The sequence below is a fragment of the Streptomyces sp. NPDC059080 genome, assembly GCF_042739975.1.
Taxonomy (GTDB): Bacteria; Actinomycetota; Actinomycetes; order Streptomycetales; family Streptomycetaceae; genus Streptomyces; species Streptomyces benahoarensis.
Map to the genome: position 1 here is coordinate 67,194 of NZ_JBHYGX010000006.1, position 17,717 is coordinate 84,910.

A 17,717-nucleotide genomic window follows, 5' to 3' on the forward strand; every position below is an offset into this window, starting at 1 on the left:
TGGCGCTGCCCGGCGCTCCTCGGGCGGCTCGTCGGGCTGCTGGGACTCCAGCAGGGTTCCGTGCGTGCGCCGGTCACGCCGCGGGCGCCTGAGTACGCGTACTCAGGCGCCCTTGCGCACGGAACGCCCGTCCCGGAGACCGGGGCGAACGTGGCGTGTGCGACGTACCTCACCTACCGCCGGGGCGGCGGGGCCGGGTCAGCGCGGCCAGTAGCTGGTGCGCCAGGCGCGCGGCCCCGGGTGCGGGGTCCGGCGGGCCGGGATGCGCGCCGCCGGATCGGACCACTCCGAGACCGGCGTCGCATCCGGCTCGGCGCCGGTGGCCGCGGCGGCGCGGACCTGCACCACCGCGAGCGCGGCGGCCAGCTCCTCGGGCGTGGGGTTGCCCCGTACGACCTTGATCATGATCTCGACCTCCTACGGCGCGGGCTACAGCGGGATGTTGCCGTGCTTCTTCGGGGGCAGCGCCTCGCGCTTGTTGCGCAGGGCGCGCAGCCCGCGGACGAGATGGCGCCGCGTCTCCGACGGCATGATCACCGCGTCGACATAGCCGCGCTCGGCCGCCACGTACGGGTTGAGCAGCGCGTCCTCGTACTCCTGGATCAGCTCCTGGCGGCGGGCGTCCTGCGCCTCGGGGTCCTCGATGGCGGCGAGGGCGCGGCGGTGCAGGACGTTGACGGCGCCCTGCGCGCCCATGACGGCGATCTGCGCGGTCGGCCAGGCGAGGTTGAGGTCCGCGCCCAGGTGCTTGGAGCCCATGACGTCGTATGCGCCGCCGAACGCCTTGCGGGTGATCACGGTGATCAGCGGGACCGTCGCCTCCGCGTAGGCGTAGATCAGCTTGGCGCCGCGGCGGATGATGCCGTCCCACTCCTGGTCCGTGCCGGGCAGGAAGCCGGGCACGTCCACGAAGGTCAGGACGGGGATGTTGTACGCGTCGCAGGTCCGCACGAAGCGGGCGGCCTTCTCGGACGCCTTGATGTCGAGGGTGCCCGCGTACTGCATCGGCTGGTTGGCGACGACGCCCACCGAGTGGCCCTCGACGCGGCCGTAGCCGGTGAGGATGTTCGGCGCGTACAGCGACTGGACCTCCAGGAACTCCCCGTCGTCCAGGATGTGCTCGATCGCGGTGACCATGTCGTACGGCTGGTTCGCCGAGTCCGGGATCAGCGTGTCCAGTTCGCGGTCGTGGTCCGACGTCTCCAGGTCCGCCTCCTCGGGGAAGGCGGGCGGCTCGGAGAGGTTGTTGGACGGCAGGTACGACAGCAGCGCCTTGACGTAGTCGATGGCGTCCTTCTCGTCGGACGCCATGTGGTGCGCGACGCCGGAGGTGGCGTTGTGGGTGCGGGCGCCGCCCAGCTCCTCGAAGCCGACGTCCTCACCGGTGACGGTCTTGATGACGTCGGGCCCGGTGATGAACATGTGCGACGTCTGGTCCACCATCACCGTGAAGTCGGTGATCGCGGGGGAGTAGACCGCGCCGCCCGCGCACGGGCCGACGACCAGCGAGATCTGCGGGATCACGCCGGAAGCATGCGTGTTACGGCGGAAGATCTCGCCGTACATGCCGAGCGAGACCACGCCCTCCTGGATGCGCGCGCCACCGGAGTCGTTGATGCCGATGACCGGGCAGCCGTTTTTCAGCGCGAAGTCCATCACCTTGACGATCTTCTCGCCGAAGACGCCGCCGAGCGCGCCGCCGAAGACCGTGAAGTCCTGCGAGAACACCGCGACCGGGCGGCCGTCGACCGTGCCGTAGCCGGTGACCACGCCATCGCCGTACGGGCGGGTCTTCTCCAGCCCGAAATTGGTCGACCGGTGCCGGGCGAACTCGTCGAGCTCGACGAACGAGCCCTCGTCGAGGAGCAGGCCGATGCGCTCACGCGCGGTCAACTTGCCCTTCGCGTGCTGCTTTTCCACCGCGCGGGCGGAACCGGCGTGGGTGGCTTCGTCGATCCGCCGCTGCAAATCCGCCAGTTTGCCCGCGGTGGTGGTCAGGTGTGCTTCCGGCTCGGACATCGGGATGCGGCTCCTGCTCGTCCTGGACTGGGGCGCGTACGGGGGGACGTACGGCCTTGCTACCGCTTCGTAGCGTATCGGCGGGGGTGCTCAGCGGCACTGCGTCGTTGACCACACCTAGGCTGGTTCCATGACACCTCAACCGCCGGAAAACCAGGACAAAGACGGCCGCTCGCCGGAGCCCGGGGACGGCCCCGGCGCGGCCGGTGGCGGCCGCTGGAGCGATCTGGAGCGGCCACCGCTCGACGTCCGGGCGCTCCGGCGGGCCCTGCTGCGCCCCGGCTCCCTGTGGACCGCGCTCGACGTCGTCGACGCCACCGGCTCCACCAACACCGACCTCGCGCTGCGGGCCGCCGCCGGCGCGCCTGAGGGCGCCGTGCTCGTCGCCGAGGAGCAGACCGCCGCCCGCGGCCGTCTGGACCGCCGCTGGAGCGCGCCGCCCCGCTCCGGGATCTTCGTCTCCGTGGTGCTGACCCCGCGCGTCCCCCAGGAGCGCTGGGGCTGGCTGCCGCTGCTCGCCGGGGTCGCCACCGCCACCGCGCTCTCCCGGGCGGCGGGCGTGGACACCGCACTCAAGTGGCCCAACGACGTCCTGCTGACCGTGGACGGCGCCGAGCGGAAGGCCGGGGGCATCCTCGCCGAGCGCGCCGGGGACGGCGTCGTCCTCGGCATGGGCCTCAACGTGTCGCTGCGCGAGGACGAGCTGCCGGTGCCCACCGCCACCTCCCTCGCCCTGGCCGGTGCGCACACCACCGACCGTGACACCCTGCTGCGGGCCGTGCTGCGCTCCCTGGAGACCTGGTACGCCGCCTGGCAGGACGCGGACGGCGACCCCGTGGCGAGCGGGGTGCAGGAGGCGTACGTCGCGGGCTGCGCCACCCTGGGCCGCGCGGTCCGCGCCGAACTGCCCGGCGGCCGGGCGGTCCGCGGCGAGGCGGTGGCCCTCGACGGGGACGGGCGGCTGATCCTCGCGACCGGGGACGGCGTGCAGCAGCCGGTGGGCGCCGGTGACATCGTCCACCTGCGGCCGGACACGGACGGCGGCGACTACAGCTGACCGGCCGCGGACGGCGGTGCCGGTGGCCGAAACGCCGGGCGGTGCCGCCGGTCGGACGGCCCTGACCGGGCACGGGAGAGTGAGCCAGAGCACACCTGCCGTATCGTTGAGGCGGCCCGCCGGGGAGCGGGCCACCGGCGAGCAGTGATCGGAAGGGCAGTGCGCAGGGAGCGGACAGGGAGCGGGCGGTGACCGCCGGCGACGCGGGCGGCGGACTGCCCGAGAGCGCGGCCGCGCCGGACGGACCCGCCACGGGCTCCGGCGACGCCGCATCCGACGACGGCCCCGGTGAGCGGGGTCCCGACGACGCGGCGGCCCCCGCGGCCACGGACGGGCCCCCGCCCGGGGCGCCCTCCGGCGCGGCGTCCGGGGCACAGGGCGCCACGCCCGCCGACCCCGACGACACCATCGCCATCCGCCTGGAACAGCTGATCCTCGGCGCCGACCGCCGCTACACGCCGTTCCAGGCGGCCCGCAGCGCCGGGGTCTCGATGGATCTGGCGGCCCGGTTCTGGCGCGCCATGGGCTTTGCCGACATCGGGCAGGTCAAGGCGCTGACCGAGGCCGATGTGCTGGCGCTGCGGCGGCTGGCGGGTCTCGTCGAGGCCGGGCTGCTGAGCGAGGCGATGGCCGTCCAGGTGGCGCGCTCCACGGGCCAGACCACCGCCCGGCTCGCCGACTGGCAGATCGACTCCTTCCTGGAGGGCCTCACCGAGCCCCAGGACTCCGGCATGACCCGTACGGAGATCACGTACCCGCTGGTCGAACTGCTCCTGCCGGAGCTGGAGGAGTTCCTGGTGTACGTCTGGCGGCGCCAGCTGGCCGCCGCCACCGGACGGGTCGTGCGCGCGCAGGACGACGACGAGATGGTCGACCGGCGGCTCGCCGTCGGCTTCGCCGACCTGGTGGGCTTCACCCGGCTGACCCGGCGGCTGGAGGAGGAGGAATTGGGCGAGCTGGTCGAGGCGTTCGAGACCACCTGCTCCGACCTGGTCGCCGCCCACGGCGGCCGGTTGATCAAGACGCTCGGCGACGAGGTGCTGTTCTCCGCCGACGACGCCGGGGTCGCCGCCGAGATCGGGCTGCGGCTCATCGAGACCATGACGCACGACGAGACCATGCCGGAGCTGCGCGTCGGCATCGCCTTCGGCACCGTCACGACGCGGATGGGCGATGTGTTCGGCACGACCGTCAACCTCGCCAGCCGTCTGACGTCGATAGCGCCGAAGGACGCCGTCTTCGTGGACCAGGCGTTCGCGGAGGAGCTGGGCCGCACCGGCGACGCCCCGGTCTCCGAGGCGGCCGCCGCGGCCGCGGAGAAGGCCGCGGCGGAGGCGGCGGCGAGCGGTCTGACGCCGGAGCTGCCGACGTACCGCTTCGCGCTCCAGCCGATGTACCAGCGGCCGGTGCGTGGTCTGGGCGTCGTCGAGCCCTGGCAGCTGACCCGGCGCGGGTGAGGCGCCGCGCCCGGGGGCGGTCCCGGGCGCGGCGTGCCCGGGGTGGCCCCGGGGCGGCGTGCCCGGGGTGGCCCCGCGTGACCGCGAGTCCCGGCCGGGCCGGTCGGCCCTGTTCCCGCACGTCCTGACCTGACATGATCCCGGCGAAACCGAATCAACGGTCGTTAACCGGGAGGGTCGTATGCAGCGGTTCGGCGAATGGGTCCGCGTGGAGCGGCGCGGCTACGTGGCGGAGCTGGTCATGGACCGGCCCGAGGCGATGAACGCGGTCTCGACGGCGATGGCCGACGCGCTGGCGGAGGCGTGCGCGTCCCTCGCCGCCGACGCCGCCGTACGGGCGGTCGTCCTCACCTCCACCCATGAGCGGGCGTTCTGCGTCGGCGCCGACCTCAAGGAGCGCAACTCCTTCACCGACGCGGACCTGCTGCGGCAGCGCCCGCGCACCCGCGCCGCCTACACCGGCGTCCTGGAGCTGCCGCAGCCCACCGTCGCCGCGGTGCACGGTTACGCGCTCGGCGGCGGCTTCGAGCTGGCGCTGGCCTGCGATCTGATCGTGGCGGACGGCAGCGCGGTGGTCGGGCTGCCCGAGGTGTCGGTGGGTGTCATCCCCGGTGGCGGCGGGACGCAGCTGCTGCCGCGCCGGGTGGGGGCGGCGCGCGCCGCCGAACTCGTCTTCACCGCCCGCCGGGTGCGCGCCGAGGAGGCCGTGCGGCTGGGGCTGGTCGATCAGCTCGCGGCGGACGGAGCGGACCGGGCGGAGGCGTTGGAGCTGGCCGCGCGGATCGCACGGAACTCGCCGGTGGGGCTGCGCGCCGCGAAGCGGGCGATGCGGCTGGGCCACGGTCTCGATCTGCGGGCCGGTCTGGAGGTCGAGGACGCCGCCTGGCGCAGCGTGGCCTTCTCGGGCGACCGCGCCGAGGGCGTCGCGGCGTTCAACGAGAAGCGGGACCCGGACTGGCCCGGGGAGTGAGGCGCGGCGCCGGGGCGCGGGGCGCGGGGCGCCCGGCCCGCCGGTCCGCGCCCCCGTGCCGCGCCCCGTCCGCCCCTCCGTCCCCGCGGGCGGCGTAGATCACCGTGGGTGAGGATGACGTCCCCGTGTGGGAGTCGCGCGTAAGGGGCGAAACGGGTTAAACATTCCTACGCTGTAGTACAGAGTGTGCTCACGGTGACGGAATGTGAGGGCCCGGTGACGGACGAGGGCGATGCGAGGCTGCGGGCCGTGGTGGGGTTGGCGCAGGCGATGGCGGCGGCGCACACACCGCGCGAATCCGCGCACGCCGCGGCGCAGAGCGTACGGCTGGCCCTGGGCGGCTCCTTCGCCGCGATCTCGAAGTGGGAACGCGAACGGGGAAAGCTGCGGGTGCTGGTCAACGTCGGCGAACTCGCCGACGGCGAGCAGGAGTTCCCGGAGGACGAGTCGTATCCGGTGCACGAGTTCCCGGAGATCGTCGGCCTCCCGCACGAGCGGCGGACGTCCGGCGGCGGGCCCGACGCATGGGTGGAGCGCGCCGACGGGCCCTGCGTGACGAGCGGCGCGCCGCTCTCCGTGGTGCCCATGGCGGCCCGCCCTCCGGACGCGCCGCTGTCCGCCCCGGCGCAGGTGACGGCCGTCGCCCCGGAGGGCGGCGGGAGCGCCAACCGGCGGCGGGTGGCCGCGCTGCGCCGCCGTGGCCGGGGCTGCTGTGTGGTGGCGCCGCTGGTGCTGCGCGGGCGTGCGTGGGGCGAGCTGTATGTGGCGCGGGCTGTGGGGGAGCCGGTGTTCGGGGCGGCGGACGCGGAGTTCGCGACGGTGCTGGCCGCCGTGACGGCCGCCGGGATCGCGCAGACCGAGCGGCTGGCGGAGGCCCGGCGGCTGGCCTTCACCGACGCGCTGACCGGGCTCGCCAACCGCCGCGCCGTCGACATGCGGCTGGACGAGGCGCTGGAGGCGCACCGCCGGGAGGCGGTCGTGGTCAGCCTGGTGGTCTGCGACCTCAACGGCCTCAAACAGGTCAACGATTCGCGCGGCCACGCGGTCGGCGACCGTCTGCTGGAACGATTCGGCTCGGTCCTCTCGCTCTGCGGTGCACGGCTGCCCGGCACCCTCGCCGCCCGGCTCGGCGGCGACGAGTTCTGCCTCCTCGCGGTCGGCCCGCCCCCCGACGACGTGGTCGGGGCTGCCGCCGAACTCTGCGTAAAGGCGGCGGAGTTGGGGCTCGGGGACGGCGTCGCGGTCGGCGTCGCCTCGACCGGCGACCCGATTGGCCCGGTGCGCACCGCCCGGCGCCTCTTCCGCCTCGCCGACGCCGCGCAGTACCGGGCGAAGGCCGCCCGCGCCCCGGAGCCGGTGGTGGCCGGCCGGCACGGCGGTCCCGACGATCCCGTCGTACGTCTCGCGGACACTCCGGAGCGGCGGCCGGGGACGGAGCGGAGGCGGTTCCGGCGGTGAGGGCGGTACGGGGCGGGGAGCTCCGGGCGCGGGCCGCAGGCACCGGTTCGGCCCCCGGAACGGCCGGGCCGCAGGTGACGTGTGGGGCCCAGGAGTCGTGCGGGAACAGGGTAGTGACATCCCGGAATTCACTCTCTACTGTTCGTGAATATGGATATGCGCACTGTGGTGCTCGGGACGTCCGGCGCGACCGCCGAGGATGTCCTCGCCGTGGCCCGCGGCGCCGCCCGGGTCGTCCTCTCCGAGGACGCCCTCGCGGCCGTCGCCGCCTCCCGCGCCGTCATCGACGACCTCGCGGCCAGGCCCGATCCCGTCTACGGCGTCTCCACCGGCTTCGGCGCCCTCGCCGTCCGCCACATCAGCCCCGGGCTGCGCGCCCGGCTCCAGCGCAACATCGTCCGCTCGCACGCCGCCGGGATGGGCCCGCATGTCGAGCGCGAGGTGGTCCGCGCCCTGATGTTCCTGCGCCTCAAAACCCTCGCCTCGGGCCACACCGGCGTCCGCCCCCTCGTCGTCGAGACCATGGCCGCGCTGCTCAACGCCCAGATCACCCCCGTCGTCCACGAATACGGCTCGCTCGGCTGCTCCGGCGATCTCGCGCCGCTGTCGCACTGCGCCCTGACGCTGATGGGCGAGGGCGACGCCGAGGGCCCCGACGGGACCGAGGCGCCCGCCGCCGACCTCCTCGCCGCGCACGGCATCGCCCCCGTCGAACTGCGCGAGAAGGAGGGCCTGGCGCTCCTCAACGGCACCGACGGCATGCTCGGCATGCTGGTCATGGCCTGCGCCGACCTCGCCCGGCTGTACACCTGCGCCGACATCACCGCCGCGCTCTCCCTGGAGGCGCTGCTCGGCACCGACAAGGTTCTCGCGCCCGAGCTGCACGCCATCCGGCCGCACCCCGGCCAGGCCGCGGCCGCCGCCAACATGCGCAAGGTCCTTGCCGGTTCGGGCCTCACCGGCCACCACCAGGACGACGCGCCGCGCGTCCAGGACGCCTACTCGATCCGCTGCGCCCCGCAGGTCGCGGGCGCCGGCCGGGACACCCTCGACCACGCCCGGCTCGTCGCCGACCGCGAACTGGCCGCCGCCGTGGACAACCCGGTGGTCCTCTCCGACGGCCGCGTCGAGTCCAACGGCAACTTCCACGGCGCGCCCGTCGCGTACGCCCTGGACTTCCTCGCCATCGCCGCCGCCGATCTCGGCTCCATCGCCGAGCGCCGCACCGACCGGCTCCTGGACAAGAACCGCTCGCACGGCCTGCCCGCCTTCCTCGCCGACGACCCGGGCGTCGACTCCGGCCTGATGATCGCCCAGTACACGCAGGCGGCGCTGGTCAGCGAGATGAAGCGGCTCGCGGCGCCCGCCTCCGTCGACTCCATCCCGTCCTCCGCCATGCAGGAGGACCACGTCTCCATGGGCTGGTCGGCGGCGCGCAAGCTGCGTACCGCCGTCGACAACCTCGCCCGGATCCTCGCCGTCGAGCTGTACGCGGCGGCCCGCGCGGTGGAGCTGCGGGACGGCGCCCGGCTGTCGCCCACCACCCGCGCCGTGGTGGCCGCGGCCCGCGAGGCCGGGATCGCGGGCCCCGGCGGCGACCGCTTCCTCGCGCCCGACCTGGAGCGCGCCTACGCGTTCGTCCGCTCCGGCGCCCTGATCACCGCCGCGGAGACGGTCACCGGCCCGCTGGCCTGAGCGGTCGGGACGTGACGAACGGCGGTCGCCCCCGAGGGACGGCCGCCGTGCACGTATGCCCTAGAGCGCCCCGTCGTGGCTGCGCCGTACGGAGTAGCTGACCAGTCCGGCGCCGAGGGCCAGGCAGGCGGCGCCGCCGATGACGTACGGGGTGGTGTCCGGGGAGCCGGTTTCGGCGAGGGAGCGGGCGGATGCGCCGTCGGTCCGCAGCACCGTGGCGGGGCCGTTCCGGCCGGCGGAGGTCTCGGCGGAGGTCACCGCAGCGGAGCCATGGGTACCACCGTCCGAGACGGTGGTGGCGGTGGTCCGCGCGCCGGTGGCCGGGGCGTCGGGGGCGCCGACGATCGCATGCGCGGTCGGGACGAACCACAGGGCGATCAGCACCGACCCCGCGGCTGCGGCGGTCAGCAGTGGTCGGCGTGCGGTCACAGGACAATCCCCCTTGCAGGTCCGGCGAATTGGCCGCTGACCTCAGATGTTAGTGACCGCCGCGGGTCGCGGGGAAGTCGGGCCCCGGAGTGCTTACGCTCCGTCCCATGAGCAATGGCGAGACATCACGGTTTGTACGGCTTCATATCGAACTGGTCATGGAGGTCACCGACCCCGGTCTGCTGACCGCCGCGGCGCTCGACCACGTCGCCGCCGACCCCTCCCTCCCGGACGGTGGACGCCACCAGGCCCAGGAGGCGGTACGCGAGGACCCGGCGGAGGCGCTGGCCCACCTTGTCGACCCGTCCGACCTGGTCACCGCCGTCCCCGGCACGGCCCTCGCGCAGGCGTCCTGGAGCTGCGAGGAGCGGACCGACTACGACCCCGACGCGGCGTGGGACGCCGACGAGTGGGATCTGGCGAGCGATGCCGCCCCCGTCGAGGAGGAGGTCTGATCCGGCCCCGTCGTCACGGAGCGTGACCCCTGCCCGCGCGCCCCTCCGGGAGCCCCCGCGCCCCCGCCCCGGCGCCCCCACGGCCCTCGTACGGCACCCGTCGTACGAGGGCCGATCTCTGTCCCGTACGAGGGGGGAAACGCACCCCGTACGGGCCCGGAATCGCGGGCCCGCGGCGGGTTCGGGCCATGATCCACGGCGTCTCCGGGGCGTGTGCCCGCATTGCGTGTCGTTGCCCACACTTTGTCCGAATGAGGCGCGAACCACGGGAAAAATGGCGTTTCCTGGACGTCGGCCGGGGAGGCTGCCCCGGTCTGCTGCTCGGGGATTCCTATCGGACCAATGGAGAAGCGTGTGATGACGGACAGCAAGCGCCGCAAGGGCTTCATAGCCACCGCCGCGCTGGCCGGGGGCGTGGTCGTGCTCTCGGCGTGCGGCAGTGCGAGCGGCGCGGACGGCGGCGACAGCCACGCGAGCAGCGGTTCCACCCGCGCGCAGGAGAGGTCCCTGCAGGTCGACAAGGCCGCGGCACAGGACGCCTCACACGCCAAAATCAAGATCACTCCCAAGGACGGTTCGTCCACCGCGGGCATCAGCAAGGACGCGAAGGTCACCGTCAAGAGCGGCAAGCTCACCTCGGTCACCATGACCGCCGTCGAGTCCAAGAAGACCGTCGGCGGCACGCTCTCCGCCGACGGCTCGTCCTGGAAGCCGTCGCAGGACCTCGCCCGCGCGACGAAGTACAAGATCACCGCGCACGCCGTGGACTCCGAGGGCCGCAAGGCGGTCGAGAACTCCACCTTCACCACCGTCTCCCCAGCGAACAGCTTCATCGGCAACTTCACGCCCGAGGACGGCGCCACCGTCGGCGTCGGCATGCCGGTCTCGATCCACTTCGACAAGCCGGTCAAGGACAAGAAGGCCGTCGAGTCCGCGATCACCGTCGCCGCCAGCAGCAACCAGAAGGTCGTCGGCCACTGGTTCGACAACACCCGCCTGGACTTCCGCCCCCAGGAGTACTGGAAGGCGAACTCCGACATCACCGTGAAGCTCGCCCTCGACGGCGTACAGGCGTCGTCCGGCGTGCGGGGCGTCCAGAACAAGACCGTCCACTTCCATGTCGGCCGTTCGCAGGTCTCCACCGTCGATGCGAAGACGCACCTCATGACGGTGGTGCGCGACGGCAAGACCCTCAAGACCATCCCGATCTCGGCCGGCAGCGCGGACCACCCGACCTACAACGGCCGGATGGTCATCTCCGAGAAGTACGAGCAGACCCGGATGGACGGCTCCACCGTCGGCTTCACCAACAACGACGGCAAGGGCGAGTACGACATCCCCGACGTCCCGCACGCCATGCGCCTGTCGACCTCCGGCACCTTCATCCACGGCAACTACTGGGGCAAGGGCATCTTCGGCAACGTCAACACCAGCCACGGCTGCATCGGCCTGCCGGACGCCAAGGGCGCCGGCGACCCGTCCACGGACGGCGCGTGGTTCTTCACCCACTCGCTGATCGGCGACGTCGTCACCGTCGTCAACTCCCCCGACCACACGATCAAGCCGGACAACGGTCTCAACGGGTGGAACATGGGCTGGCAGCAGTGGGTGGCGGGCAGCGCGCTGGGCGGGTCGGCGTCCTGACGCCAACGCCGACGCCGACGGCGACGGGCGCGGTGCGCCGCGCCCGGCCCCGGCCCGTCCTCGTCCCCTCCGCGCCGCGACCGGGCGAGAGCTCCGTACAGTGACCGGATGAGCGCACGTACGGACAACGGCCGGGGCCAACACGGGGGCGGCGGCCGTACCGAGGGGCGCCCCGGCGGGCGGCACGGCAACGCCGACGCCCTGCTCGGCGAGATCCTCGGCGCCGTCCGCTACGCCGCCGACGGCGGGCCCGCCGAGGACGCGGCCGAGGCCGGCGCCTCCCGGCTCGCCGCCGCCCCCGAGGGCTGGGAAGCGGTCTCCGCCGCCGTCGTCCGCGCCGCCACCGACGCCGTACGCCGCTGCTGGGCGGGCGGCTGGGAACCCGCCGACCTGGAACGCATCGTCCGGCGCGACGCCGCCGACCCCGCGCACGCCGGGCCCGTCGTGGACGCCATCGCCGCCGACGCCCGCCGCGGCACCCGCCCGCCGTCCGCCACCGCCCGCTGGGACGCCCAGCTGCGCCGGCTCGGCGCCGAGGTCTGGTGGCCGTCCGACGGCGGCTACCTCGACGCGCTCGCCGCCCGCCGCCGCACCACCCGCTTCGAGACGGCGTACACCGTCCTCCTGGCCCTGCGCGTCCTCGCCCGGCTGCCGCGCCTCGCCCCGCTCCCGGCCGCACCGGCGCCCGCCGCCCGCGCCGCGTCCCCCGGCGCCTCCCGCGCCCTCGGCCGGATCCGCGGCCTGCTGGCCAAGGCCGAGGCGACCGACTACGCCGAGGAGGCCGAGGCACTGTCGGCCAAGGCCCAGGAGCTGATGGCCCGTCACAGCATCGACGAGGCCCTGCTGGCCGGGGCCGACGCGACCGCGGGCGGCGGCCCCGGCGCGATCCGCATCGGCATCGAGGGCCCGTACGAACAGGCCAAGGCCCTCCTCCTCGACGCCGTCGCCACCGCCAACCGCTGCCAGGCCGTCTGGTCGTCCGACGCCGCCTTCTCCACCCTCGTGGGCTACGAACCCGACCTGGAGGCAACGGAGTTGCTCTACACCTCACTCCTCCTCCAGGCCACCACCGCCATGCACCGCGCCGCCGACGCCCACCACACCCGCGGCCGCGCCCGGCGCACCCGCGACTTCCGCCAGACCTTCCTCGTCGCCTACGCCGACCGCGTCCGCACCCGCCTGATGGCCGCGACCGAAGCGGCTACGGCCGAGGCGGCGAGCACCCGGGATGCGGGCGCGGGCACCGCCGGGGGCGCCGGGGCGGGCACCGGCGACCTCCTCCCCGTCCTTGCCGCCCGCGCCCTGGCCGTCGAGGAAACCACCGGCACTCTCTTCCCCGACACCACCCCCGTCCGCCTCCGCGGCCTGAACGACGCGGAGGGCTGGCACCAGGGGAGGGCGGCGGCTGATCGGGCGCGGTTGGGGGAGGGGTGAGGGGGTGGCGGGCCGGGGGATCCCGACGCGTAGCGGATCACCTCACTCGCCGCCCCACGAGGCCGGACGCACGATGTCCACGCCATCGAGCCGCATGATGAGTTGCCCGGCCCGCACCCACCGGATCGCCGGATCGTCGTAGGCGACTCCCACCGCCCCGACCGGAATCGGCGCCGGAAGCCCCGGACGGTAGAGGGCGCCACGTACGCCCACCGGCCGGAAGGCACGGACGCGCAACGCCACGTAGCCCTCCCGCAGATGAGGACAGGCGCGCAGGGATGTGGCCGCGCAGGGCCTGGCCGGGATGTCGGGCGGGCGAGGCTTTTACGGTGTTGTGGGACGAGCCCGTTGTCGATCGTCATGCTCACCGGATTCGCCACCCAAGAGGGACGAATCCTGCCGTGAGCCAGGTGCTTTGGGGCGTTACAGCGGTACCTTGAAGAACGCCCAAATGTCCACGGAGGACATCTTGAACGGTTTGTTACGTGCTGCTATGGCTGACGCCGGTGTCTCCACACGCCAACTGGCGTTGCGCGTAGGGGTGACGGGGAAGACGGTCGAGCGCTGGCTCGCCGATGACGCGTTGATCCCGCACGCGAGGAACAGAGAGGACACCGCCGCCGCGTTGGGAGTTGAGGCAGCTATGTTGTGGCCCAAGGCCGTACGGAACAGGGCGAAGGCAGGCGCCGACGGTGAACTCGTGCGGAGTTATCCGTACCGTTCCGCCTGCCCTTCCTCGGTATGGGGAGAACAGGTCGAGGCTGCCTCGGAGCACATCTTCCTGGCGGGGTACACCAACTACTTCCTGTGGCTGGATCAACCCGCGTTCGTGGAAACCCTGCGGCGTAAGGCCGAGCAGGGGTGCCGCGTACGGTTCCTGCTCGGCGACCCGGAGAGCGAGGTCACCCGGGAGCGTGAGGAGATCGAGAACGTGGCCCTGTCGGTCTCCACGCGCATCCGGATCACTCTGGAGCATCTCGCGAAGCTGTCCGCCACGCCGGGCGTCGAGGCACGGTTCTCCGCCGCCGCGGACGCCATGAACCATGTGTCGTTGTCCGTCTTCCGCTTCGACGGGGACGCGCTGGTCACGCCTCATCTGGCACGGCTGGTGGGCCATGATTCGCCGCTGCTGCACTTCCGCCGCCAGGGGGACGGGGGAATGTTCGACCGCTTCGCCGAGCATGCGGAGGAGTTGTGGGGGCGGGGGCGGGCGGTGTGATCCGTGCGTCCCGGGCGTCTTGGACGTCCTGGGCGTCCTGGGCGTCCTGGGCGTCTCGGCGATGCGGCCGATGCGACAGCCCACGTGGGCGCGGTGAGTCGGATACCTCGATGTGGATCAGGAATCAAGGCGTCCCCTCCATACCTGTCGGGTCAGGAGGCCGTCGCGGCAAGCTGAACCACGCGCGGATTGGTGGTCCTGCGAGCAGCGGCACCCTGTGAAGAGATCAACTATCTGCTTTCGCTACGCCGGTCGGACAGGAAACCCCCGTCCCCCCGATCCCGCAGTACCCCGCCGGGTTCCTGTCGAGGTACTGCTGGTGGTACCCCTCGGCCGGGTAGAACGGGAGGTCGGCGGCGGGCAGGATTTCGGTGGTGATGGCGCCGTAGCCGCGGGAGCGCAGGACCTCGGCGTAGGCGTCGCGGGAGGATTCGGCGGCCTGGTGCTGGGCGGGGGCGTGGGTGTAGAGGGCGGAGCGGTACTGGGTGCCGACGTCGTTGCCCTGGCGGAAGCCCTGGGTCGGGTTGTGGGATTCCCAGAAGAGCTTCAGGAGTGCGGTGTACGGGACGACGGCGGGGTCGTAGACGACGCGGACGGCCTCGGTGTGGCCGGTGTGGCCGCTGCAGACCTCTTCGTAGGTGGGGTTCGGGGTGTGGCCGCCCTGGTAGCCGACGAGGGTGGTGTGGACACCCTCGGTCTGCCAGAACTTCCGCTCGGCTCCCCAGAAGCAGCCGAGGCCGAAGTCGGCGATCTCGGTGCCCTCCGGGTACGGGCCGAGCAGGGAGGTGCCGAGGACGGTGTGCCGGGCGGGGACGGTGAAGTCCCGCTCCGGGCGGCCCTTGAGGGCTTCCTCGGGGGTCGGGAGGTGGTTCTTGAAGCGGGAGAAGAGCATCGCGATCAGGCTCCGGGACGACGGCGGTGGTGGCAGACGGCCGCCTGCCGTGGGGACGGTGGCGTCAGCTGCAACGTCGGGCGGGGCGGTGGCATTCCGGCGGAGACCACGCATGTGAACGGGGTGGGGCTCAGCCCGAGCCACAGCTCCGCGAAGAGAGCCGCCGCCCGGCCAACCGCCCCAGGCCCGAGGCACACCTGGCCCCGCCCCGTCCCCAGGCTCATCCGCCCGGGGCCCAGGGCGGGGCCCGATGCCCGGCTTCAGCCGGCCTCCGGCTTCGCCTTCTCGGCAGAAGCGGAGGAGGCAGAAGCGGAGGAGGCAGAAGCCGGAGAGGTAGAGGCACCGGCAGAGGCCGTGGCCCCTTCCTTCTCCCCCTTCTCCTCGGACTTCTCCTCGAAATCCACCTTCCCCATGTGACGGTTCATGGACTTCATCAGCAGCCATACGGCACCGCCGATGACCGCGAAGACGATGAAGCCGAGGATGCCGGGGGTCACCTTGTTCTTGTCGAACGAGTCGGCAAGGGTGACGAAGGGCGTCAGGGCGAGGGTGCTGGTCGCGCTCATCATGAGGTCAATTGTTGCGGATGCCCGCGAAGAGGTCGTCCTCGGGGAGGGAAGTATCCACGAGCGACTTCGCGAGCTCGTATTCCTCCGTCGGCCAGACCTCCTGCTGGATGTCCATCGGGACGCGGAACCAGCCGCCGTCGGGGTCGATCTGGGTGGCGTGGGCGACCAGTGCCTTGTCACGGACCTCGAAGAAGTCGGCGCAGGGAACGTACGTGGTCAGGGTGCGTTCCCGCTGTTCGAACTGGGTCCAGCGCTCCAGCCACTCGCCGTAGGGGGACTCCAGGCCGCGGGCCAGCAGCGCCTCGTGGAGGGCGACGGTGCGGGGGCGGTTGAAGCCCTGGTTGTAGTAGAGCTTCCGGGGCTGCCAGGGCTCGCCGGCGTTGGGGTACTTCTCCGGGTCGCCGGCCGCCTCGAAGGCCACCATCGTGATCTTGTGGGTCATGATGTGGTCGGGGTGCGGGTACCCGCCGTTCTCGTCGTAGGTCGTGATGACCTGCGGTTTGAACGAGCGGATCAGCTTCACCAGCGGCTCGGCCGCCGCCTCGGCATCCTGGAGGGCGAAGCAGCCGTCGGGCAGCGGCGGCAACGGGTCGCCCTCGGGGAGACCGGAGTCGACGAAGCCGAGCCACTCCTGCTTGACGCCCAGGATCTCCCGGGCCTCGTCCATTTCCTTCTTGCGGACCTCGTGAATGTGCTCCTCGATGTACGGGTCGCCCTGGAGCTTGGGGTTGAGGATGGAGCCCCGCTCCCCGCCTGTGCAGGTGGCGACCAGCACGTCCACCCCCTCGGACACGTACTTTGCCATGGTGGCCGCACCCTTGCTCGACTCGTCGTCGGGGTGGGCGTGGACCGCCATCAATCGCAGCTGCTCAGTCAAGACTCGATCCTCAGTGAAAGGCCGGAGAAGATGCCTCCTATAGTGACCGAAGCGAGGGGCCGTGTATTCCCCGGACGGGAACCCGCGAGGCCGGAGGTTTCCCGGCCCCGGCAGCAGGAGGACTGAGCATGACCGCGGTACGCGACGGGGCCGACGAAAAGCGTTACGGCCGGTCGGCGGGCCGGAGCGAGGACCGCGGGCTGAAGATCGTCGGCGGGGTGCTGGGGGTGGCGATGCTCGGCGTGGTCGCCTGGTGTGGCGTCGCATACATCGGCGGCCAGAAGCTCAGCGGGCGCGTGATCGCCTGGGAAGTGGTGTCGGACACCGCGGTGAAGGTGCATCTTGAGGTCGTCAAGGACCAGGACGCCAAGGGCGTCTGCACGCTGCGGTCGGTCTCCGCGGACAAGGCCGAGGTGGGGCGCAAGGACGTCACCGTCGACGGGCCCGGGAAGCAGATCGACACCGTGGTGACGGTACGGACGACGGACCGGGCGACCACGGCGGAGCTGGTCGGCTGTTCGTCCTCCGACGGCCACTGAGACCGGGACCTCCGGCGGTCACTGGGGCCGGCGCCTCCGGCGGTCACCGATACCGGGACCTCCGGCGGTGGCTGACGCGGACCCTGACGGTGGCTGACGCGGACCCTGACGGTGGCTGAGCCTCCGGAGCCGGGCCCCGCGGGCGGCCGGACCGACCGCCCGACGGCCTGCGCCGTGCCGGGGCGATCGCCCACCCGGCTCGCGGGCACCCCTCCCGACCAGGGAATTCACGCTCAGGGAGGTTCCCTGAAGATTTCCTCTTCCCCGTTTTGTGCCGGAATTGTTAGGCTCGTGGTTTCGCCCACCCGTGAAGGCGCAATCCTTCCCTGGTAGGGCGTTTGATGTATCCCCAGTACCGACGAGGAGCACCTGTGACCCAGACCAGCGAAAGCGTCACCTGGCTGACCCAGGAGGCGTACGACCAGCTCAAGGCCGAGCTGGAGTACCTGTCTGGTCCCGCCCGCGCCGAGATCACCGAGAAGATCGCAGCGGCCCGCGAGGAAGGTGACCTGAAGGAGAACGCCGGGTACCACGCGGCCAAGGAGGAGCAGGGCAAGCAGGAGCTTCGCGTGCGCCAGCTCACCCAGCTGCTGCAGACCGCGAAGGTCGGCGAGGCCCCCGCCGCCACCGGTGTCGTCGCTCCCGGCATGGTCGTCACCATCGCGTTCGACGGAGACCCGGACGACACCCTGCAGTTCCTGCTCGCCTCGCGCGAGTACGCCAGCTCGGACATCGAGACCTACTCGCCGCAGTCCCCGCTGGGCGAGGGCGTGAACGGCAAGAAGGTCGGTGCCGACGCGGAGTACGAGCTTCCGAACGGCAAGAAGGCCAGCGTGAAGGTCCTCGACGCCAAGCCGTACTCGGGCTGATCAAGCCGTCTTCAGGCTGATCCACGACGTACAGAAGCGGGGGCGGGGTATGAGCAGGCAGGACCAAGAACCAAAACACGGGCACGACGACGAACACAAACAACAACCGCCGGCCCCACAAGGATGTAGGGAAC

Annotated in this window: 18 protein-coding genes; 11 read left to right on the top strand and 7 right to left on the bottom strand. The window is 72.5% G+C overall.

Features of this window, described 5'->3' with window-relative positions; all coding sequences use genetic code 11:
• Nucleotides 1–198: 198 nt before the first annotated feature.
• Entirely contained in the window at nucleotides 199–405 is a 207-nt protein-coding gene (locus tag ACFWWQ_RS06620; RefSeq protein ID WP_384591161.1) for an acyl-CoA carboxylase subunit epsilon, read from the bottom strand.
• Nucleotides 406–429: 24 nt separating this feature from the next.
• Entirely contained in the window at nucleotides 430–2,019 is a 1,590-nt protein-coding gene (locus ACFWWQ_RS06625) for an acyl-CoA carboxylase subunit beta (RefSeq protein WP_384591164.1), read from the bottom strand.
• Nucleotides 2,020–2,149: 130 nt separating this feature from the next.
• Here ACFWWQ_RS06625 and ACFWWQ_RS06630 point away from each other — a divergent pair, with 130 nt between their 5' ends.
• From ACFWWQ_RS06630 to hutH, 5 genes are all read left to right on the top strand, one after another.
• Complete coding sequence (locus tag ACFWWQ_RS06630; RefSeq protein WP_384591167.1) at nucleotides 2,150–3,076, top strand: biotin--[acetyl-CoA-carboxylase] ligase; 927 nt, start codon at nucleotides 2,150–2,152, stop codon at nucleotides 3,074–3,076.
• A gap of 188 nt (nucleotides 3,077–3,264) precedes the next feature.
• Nucleotides 3,265–4,533 carry an adenylate/guanylate cyclase domain-containing protein gene (locus tag ACFWWQ_RS06635; protein ID WP_384591169.1) on the top strand — a complete coding sequence of 423 codons (1,269 nt, stop codon included), beginning with the start codon at nucleotides 3,265–3,267 and terminating at the stop codon, nucleotides 4,531–4,533.
• Between the two features lie 181 nt (nucleotides 4,534–4,714).
• A complete protein-coding gene (locus ACFWWQ_RS06640) occupies nucleotides 4,715–5,503 on the top strand; it encodes an enoyl-CoA hydratase/isomerase family protein (protein ID WP_384591172.1) in 789 nt (262 codons plus the stop codon).
• Between the two features lie 216 nt (nucleotides 5,504–5,719).
• Nucleotides 5,720–6,961 (top strand): GGDEF domain-containing protein, encoded by a 1,242-nt coding sequence (locus tag ACFWWQ_RS06645; protein WP_384591175.1) that lies wholly within the window; start codon nucleotides 5,720–5,722, stop codon nucleotides 6,959–6,961.
• A gap of 156 nt (nucleotides 6,962–7,117) precedes the next feature.
• Nucleotides 7,118–8,656, top strand: a complete 1,539-nt coding sequence (gene hutH / locus ACFWWQ_RS06650; protein WP_384591639.1) for a histidine ammonia-lyase — start codon at nucleotides 7,118–7,120, stop codon at nucleotides 8,654–8,656.
• Nucleotides 8,657–8,716: 60 nt separating this feature from the next.
• Here the strand turns inward: hutH and ACFWWQ_RS06655 are convergent, their stop codons facing one another.
• Nucleotides 8,717–9,085, bottom strand: coding sequence for an LAETG motif-containing sortase-dependent surface protein (locus tag ACFWWQ_RS06655; RefSeq protein WP_384591178.1), 369 nt, complete (start codon nucleotides 9,083–9,085; stop codon nucleotides 8,717–8,719).
• Between the two features lie 107 nt (nucleotides 9,086–9,192).
• Between ACFWWQ_RS06655 and ACFWWQ_RS06660 the strand changes: the two genes are divergently transcribed.
• The 3 genes from ACFWWQ_RS06660 to ACFWWQ_RS06670 all read left to right on the top strand — a co-directional run bounded on the left by ACFWWQ_RS06660 (nucleotide 9,193) and on the right by ACFWWQ_RS06670 (nucleotide 12,618).
• Nucleotides 9,193–9,540, top strand: a complete 348-nt coding sequence (locus ACFWWQ_RS06660) for a hypothetical protein (RefSeq protein ID WP_384591180.1) — start codon at nucleotides 9,193–9,195, stop codon at nucleotides 9,538–9,540.
• Between the two features lie 342 nt (nucleotides 9,541–9,882).
• Nucleotides 9,883–11,184 (top strand): Ig-like domain-containing protein, encoded by a 1,302-nt coding sequence (locus tag ACFWWQ_RS06665; RefSeq protein WP_384591183.1) that lies wholly within the window; start codon nucleotides 9,883–9,885, stop codon nucleotides 11,182–11,184.
• 108 nt (nucleotides 11,185–11,292) lie between these two features.
• The gene (locus ACFWWQ_RS06670; RefSeq protein ID WP_384591186.1) at nucleotides 11,293–12,618 is read left to right on the top strand and encodes a DUF2786 domain-containing protein; all 1,326 of its coding nucleotides are present in this window, start codon (nucleotides 11,293–11,295) and stop codon (nucleotides 12,616–12,618) included.
• Between the two features lie 42 nt (nucleotides 12,619–12,660).
• Here the strand turns inward: ACFWWQ_RS06670 and ACFWWQ_RS06675 are convergent, their stop codons facing one another.
• Nucleotides 12,661–12,861, bottom strand: coding sequence for a hypothetical protein (locus ACFWWQ_RS06675; RefSeq protein WP_384591189.1), 201 nt, complete (start codon nucleotides 12,859–12,861; stop codon nucleotides 12,661–12,663).
• A gap of 250 nt (nucleotides 12,862–13,111) precedes the next feature.
• Here ACFWWQ_RS06675 and ACFWWQ_RS06680 point away from each other — a divergent pair, with 250 nt between their 5' ends.
• Nucleotides 13,112–13,837, top strand: a complete 726-nt coding sequence (locus ACFWWQ_RS06680) for an XRE family transcriptional regulator (protein ID WP_384591192.1) — start codon at nucleotides 13,112–13,114, stop codon at nucleotides 13,835–13,837.
• Between the two features lie 226 nt (nucleotides 13,838–14,063).
• On the opposite strand, the gene msrA is transcribed toward ACFWWQ_RS06680, so the two are convergent.
• The 3 genes from msrA to mca all read right to left on the bottom strand — a co-directional run bounded on the left by msrA (nucleotide 14,064) and on the right by mca (nucleotide 16,175).
• Nucleotides 14,064–14,729 (bottom strand): peptide-methionine (S)-S-oxide reductase MsrA, encoded by a 666-nt coding sequence (msrA, locus tag ACFWWQ_RS06685; RefSeq protein ID WP_384591642.1) that lies wholly within the window; start codon nucleotides 14,727–14,729, stop codon nucleotides 14,064–14,066.
• Nucleotides 14,730–14,989: 260 nt separating this feature from the next.
• On the bottom strand, nucleotides 14,990–15,298 hold the full coding sequence (locus tag ACFWWQ_RS06690) for a hypothetical protein (protein ID WP_384591195.1): 309 nt from the start codon (nucleotides 15,296–15,298) through the stop codon (nucleotides 14,990–14,992).
• 4 nt (nucleotides 15,299–15,302) lie between these two features.
• Nucleotides 15,303–16,175, bottom strand: coding sequence for a mycothiol conjugate amidase Mca (gene mca / locus ACFWWQ_RS06695; RefSeq protein WP_384591198.1), 873 nt, complete (start codon nucleotides 16,173–16,175; stop codon nucleotides 15,303–15,305).
• Nucleotides 16,176–16,303: 128 nt separating this feature from the next.
• On the opposite strand from mca, the gene ACFWWQ_RS06700 reads away from it, so the two are divergent.
• Entirely contained in the window at nucleotides 16,304–16,714 is a 411-nt protein-coding gene (locus ACFWWQ_RS06700; protein ID WP_384591201.1) for a DUF4307 domain-containing protein, read from the top strand.
• A gap of 371 nt (nucleotides 16,715–17,085) precedes the next feature.
• The gene (gene greA, locus ACFWWQ_RS06705; protein ID WP_384591204.1) at nucleotides 17,086–17,583 is read left to right on the top strand and encodes a transcription elongation factor GreA; all 498 of its coding nucleotides are present in this window, start codon (nucleotides 17,086–17,088) and stop codon (nucleotides 17,581–17,583) included.
• Nucleotides 17,584–17,717: the final 134 nt, after the last annotated feature.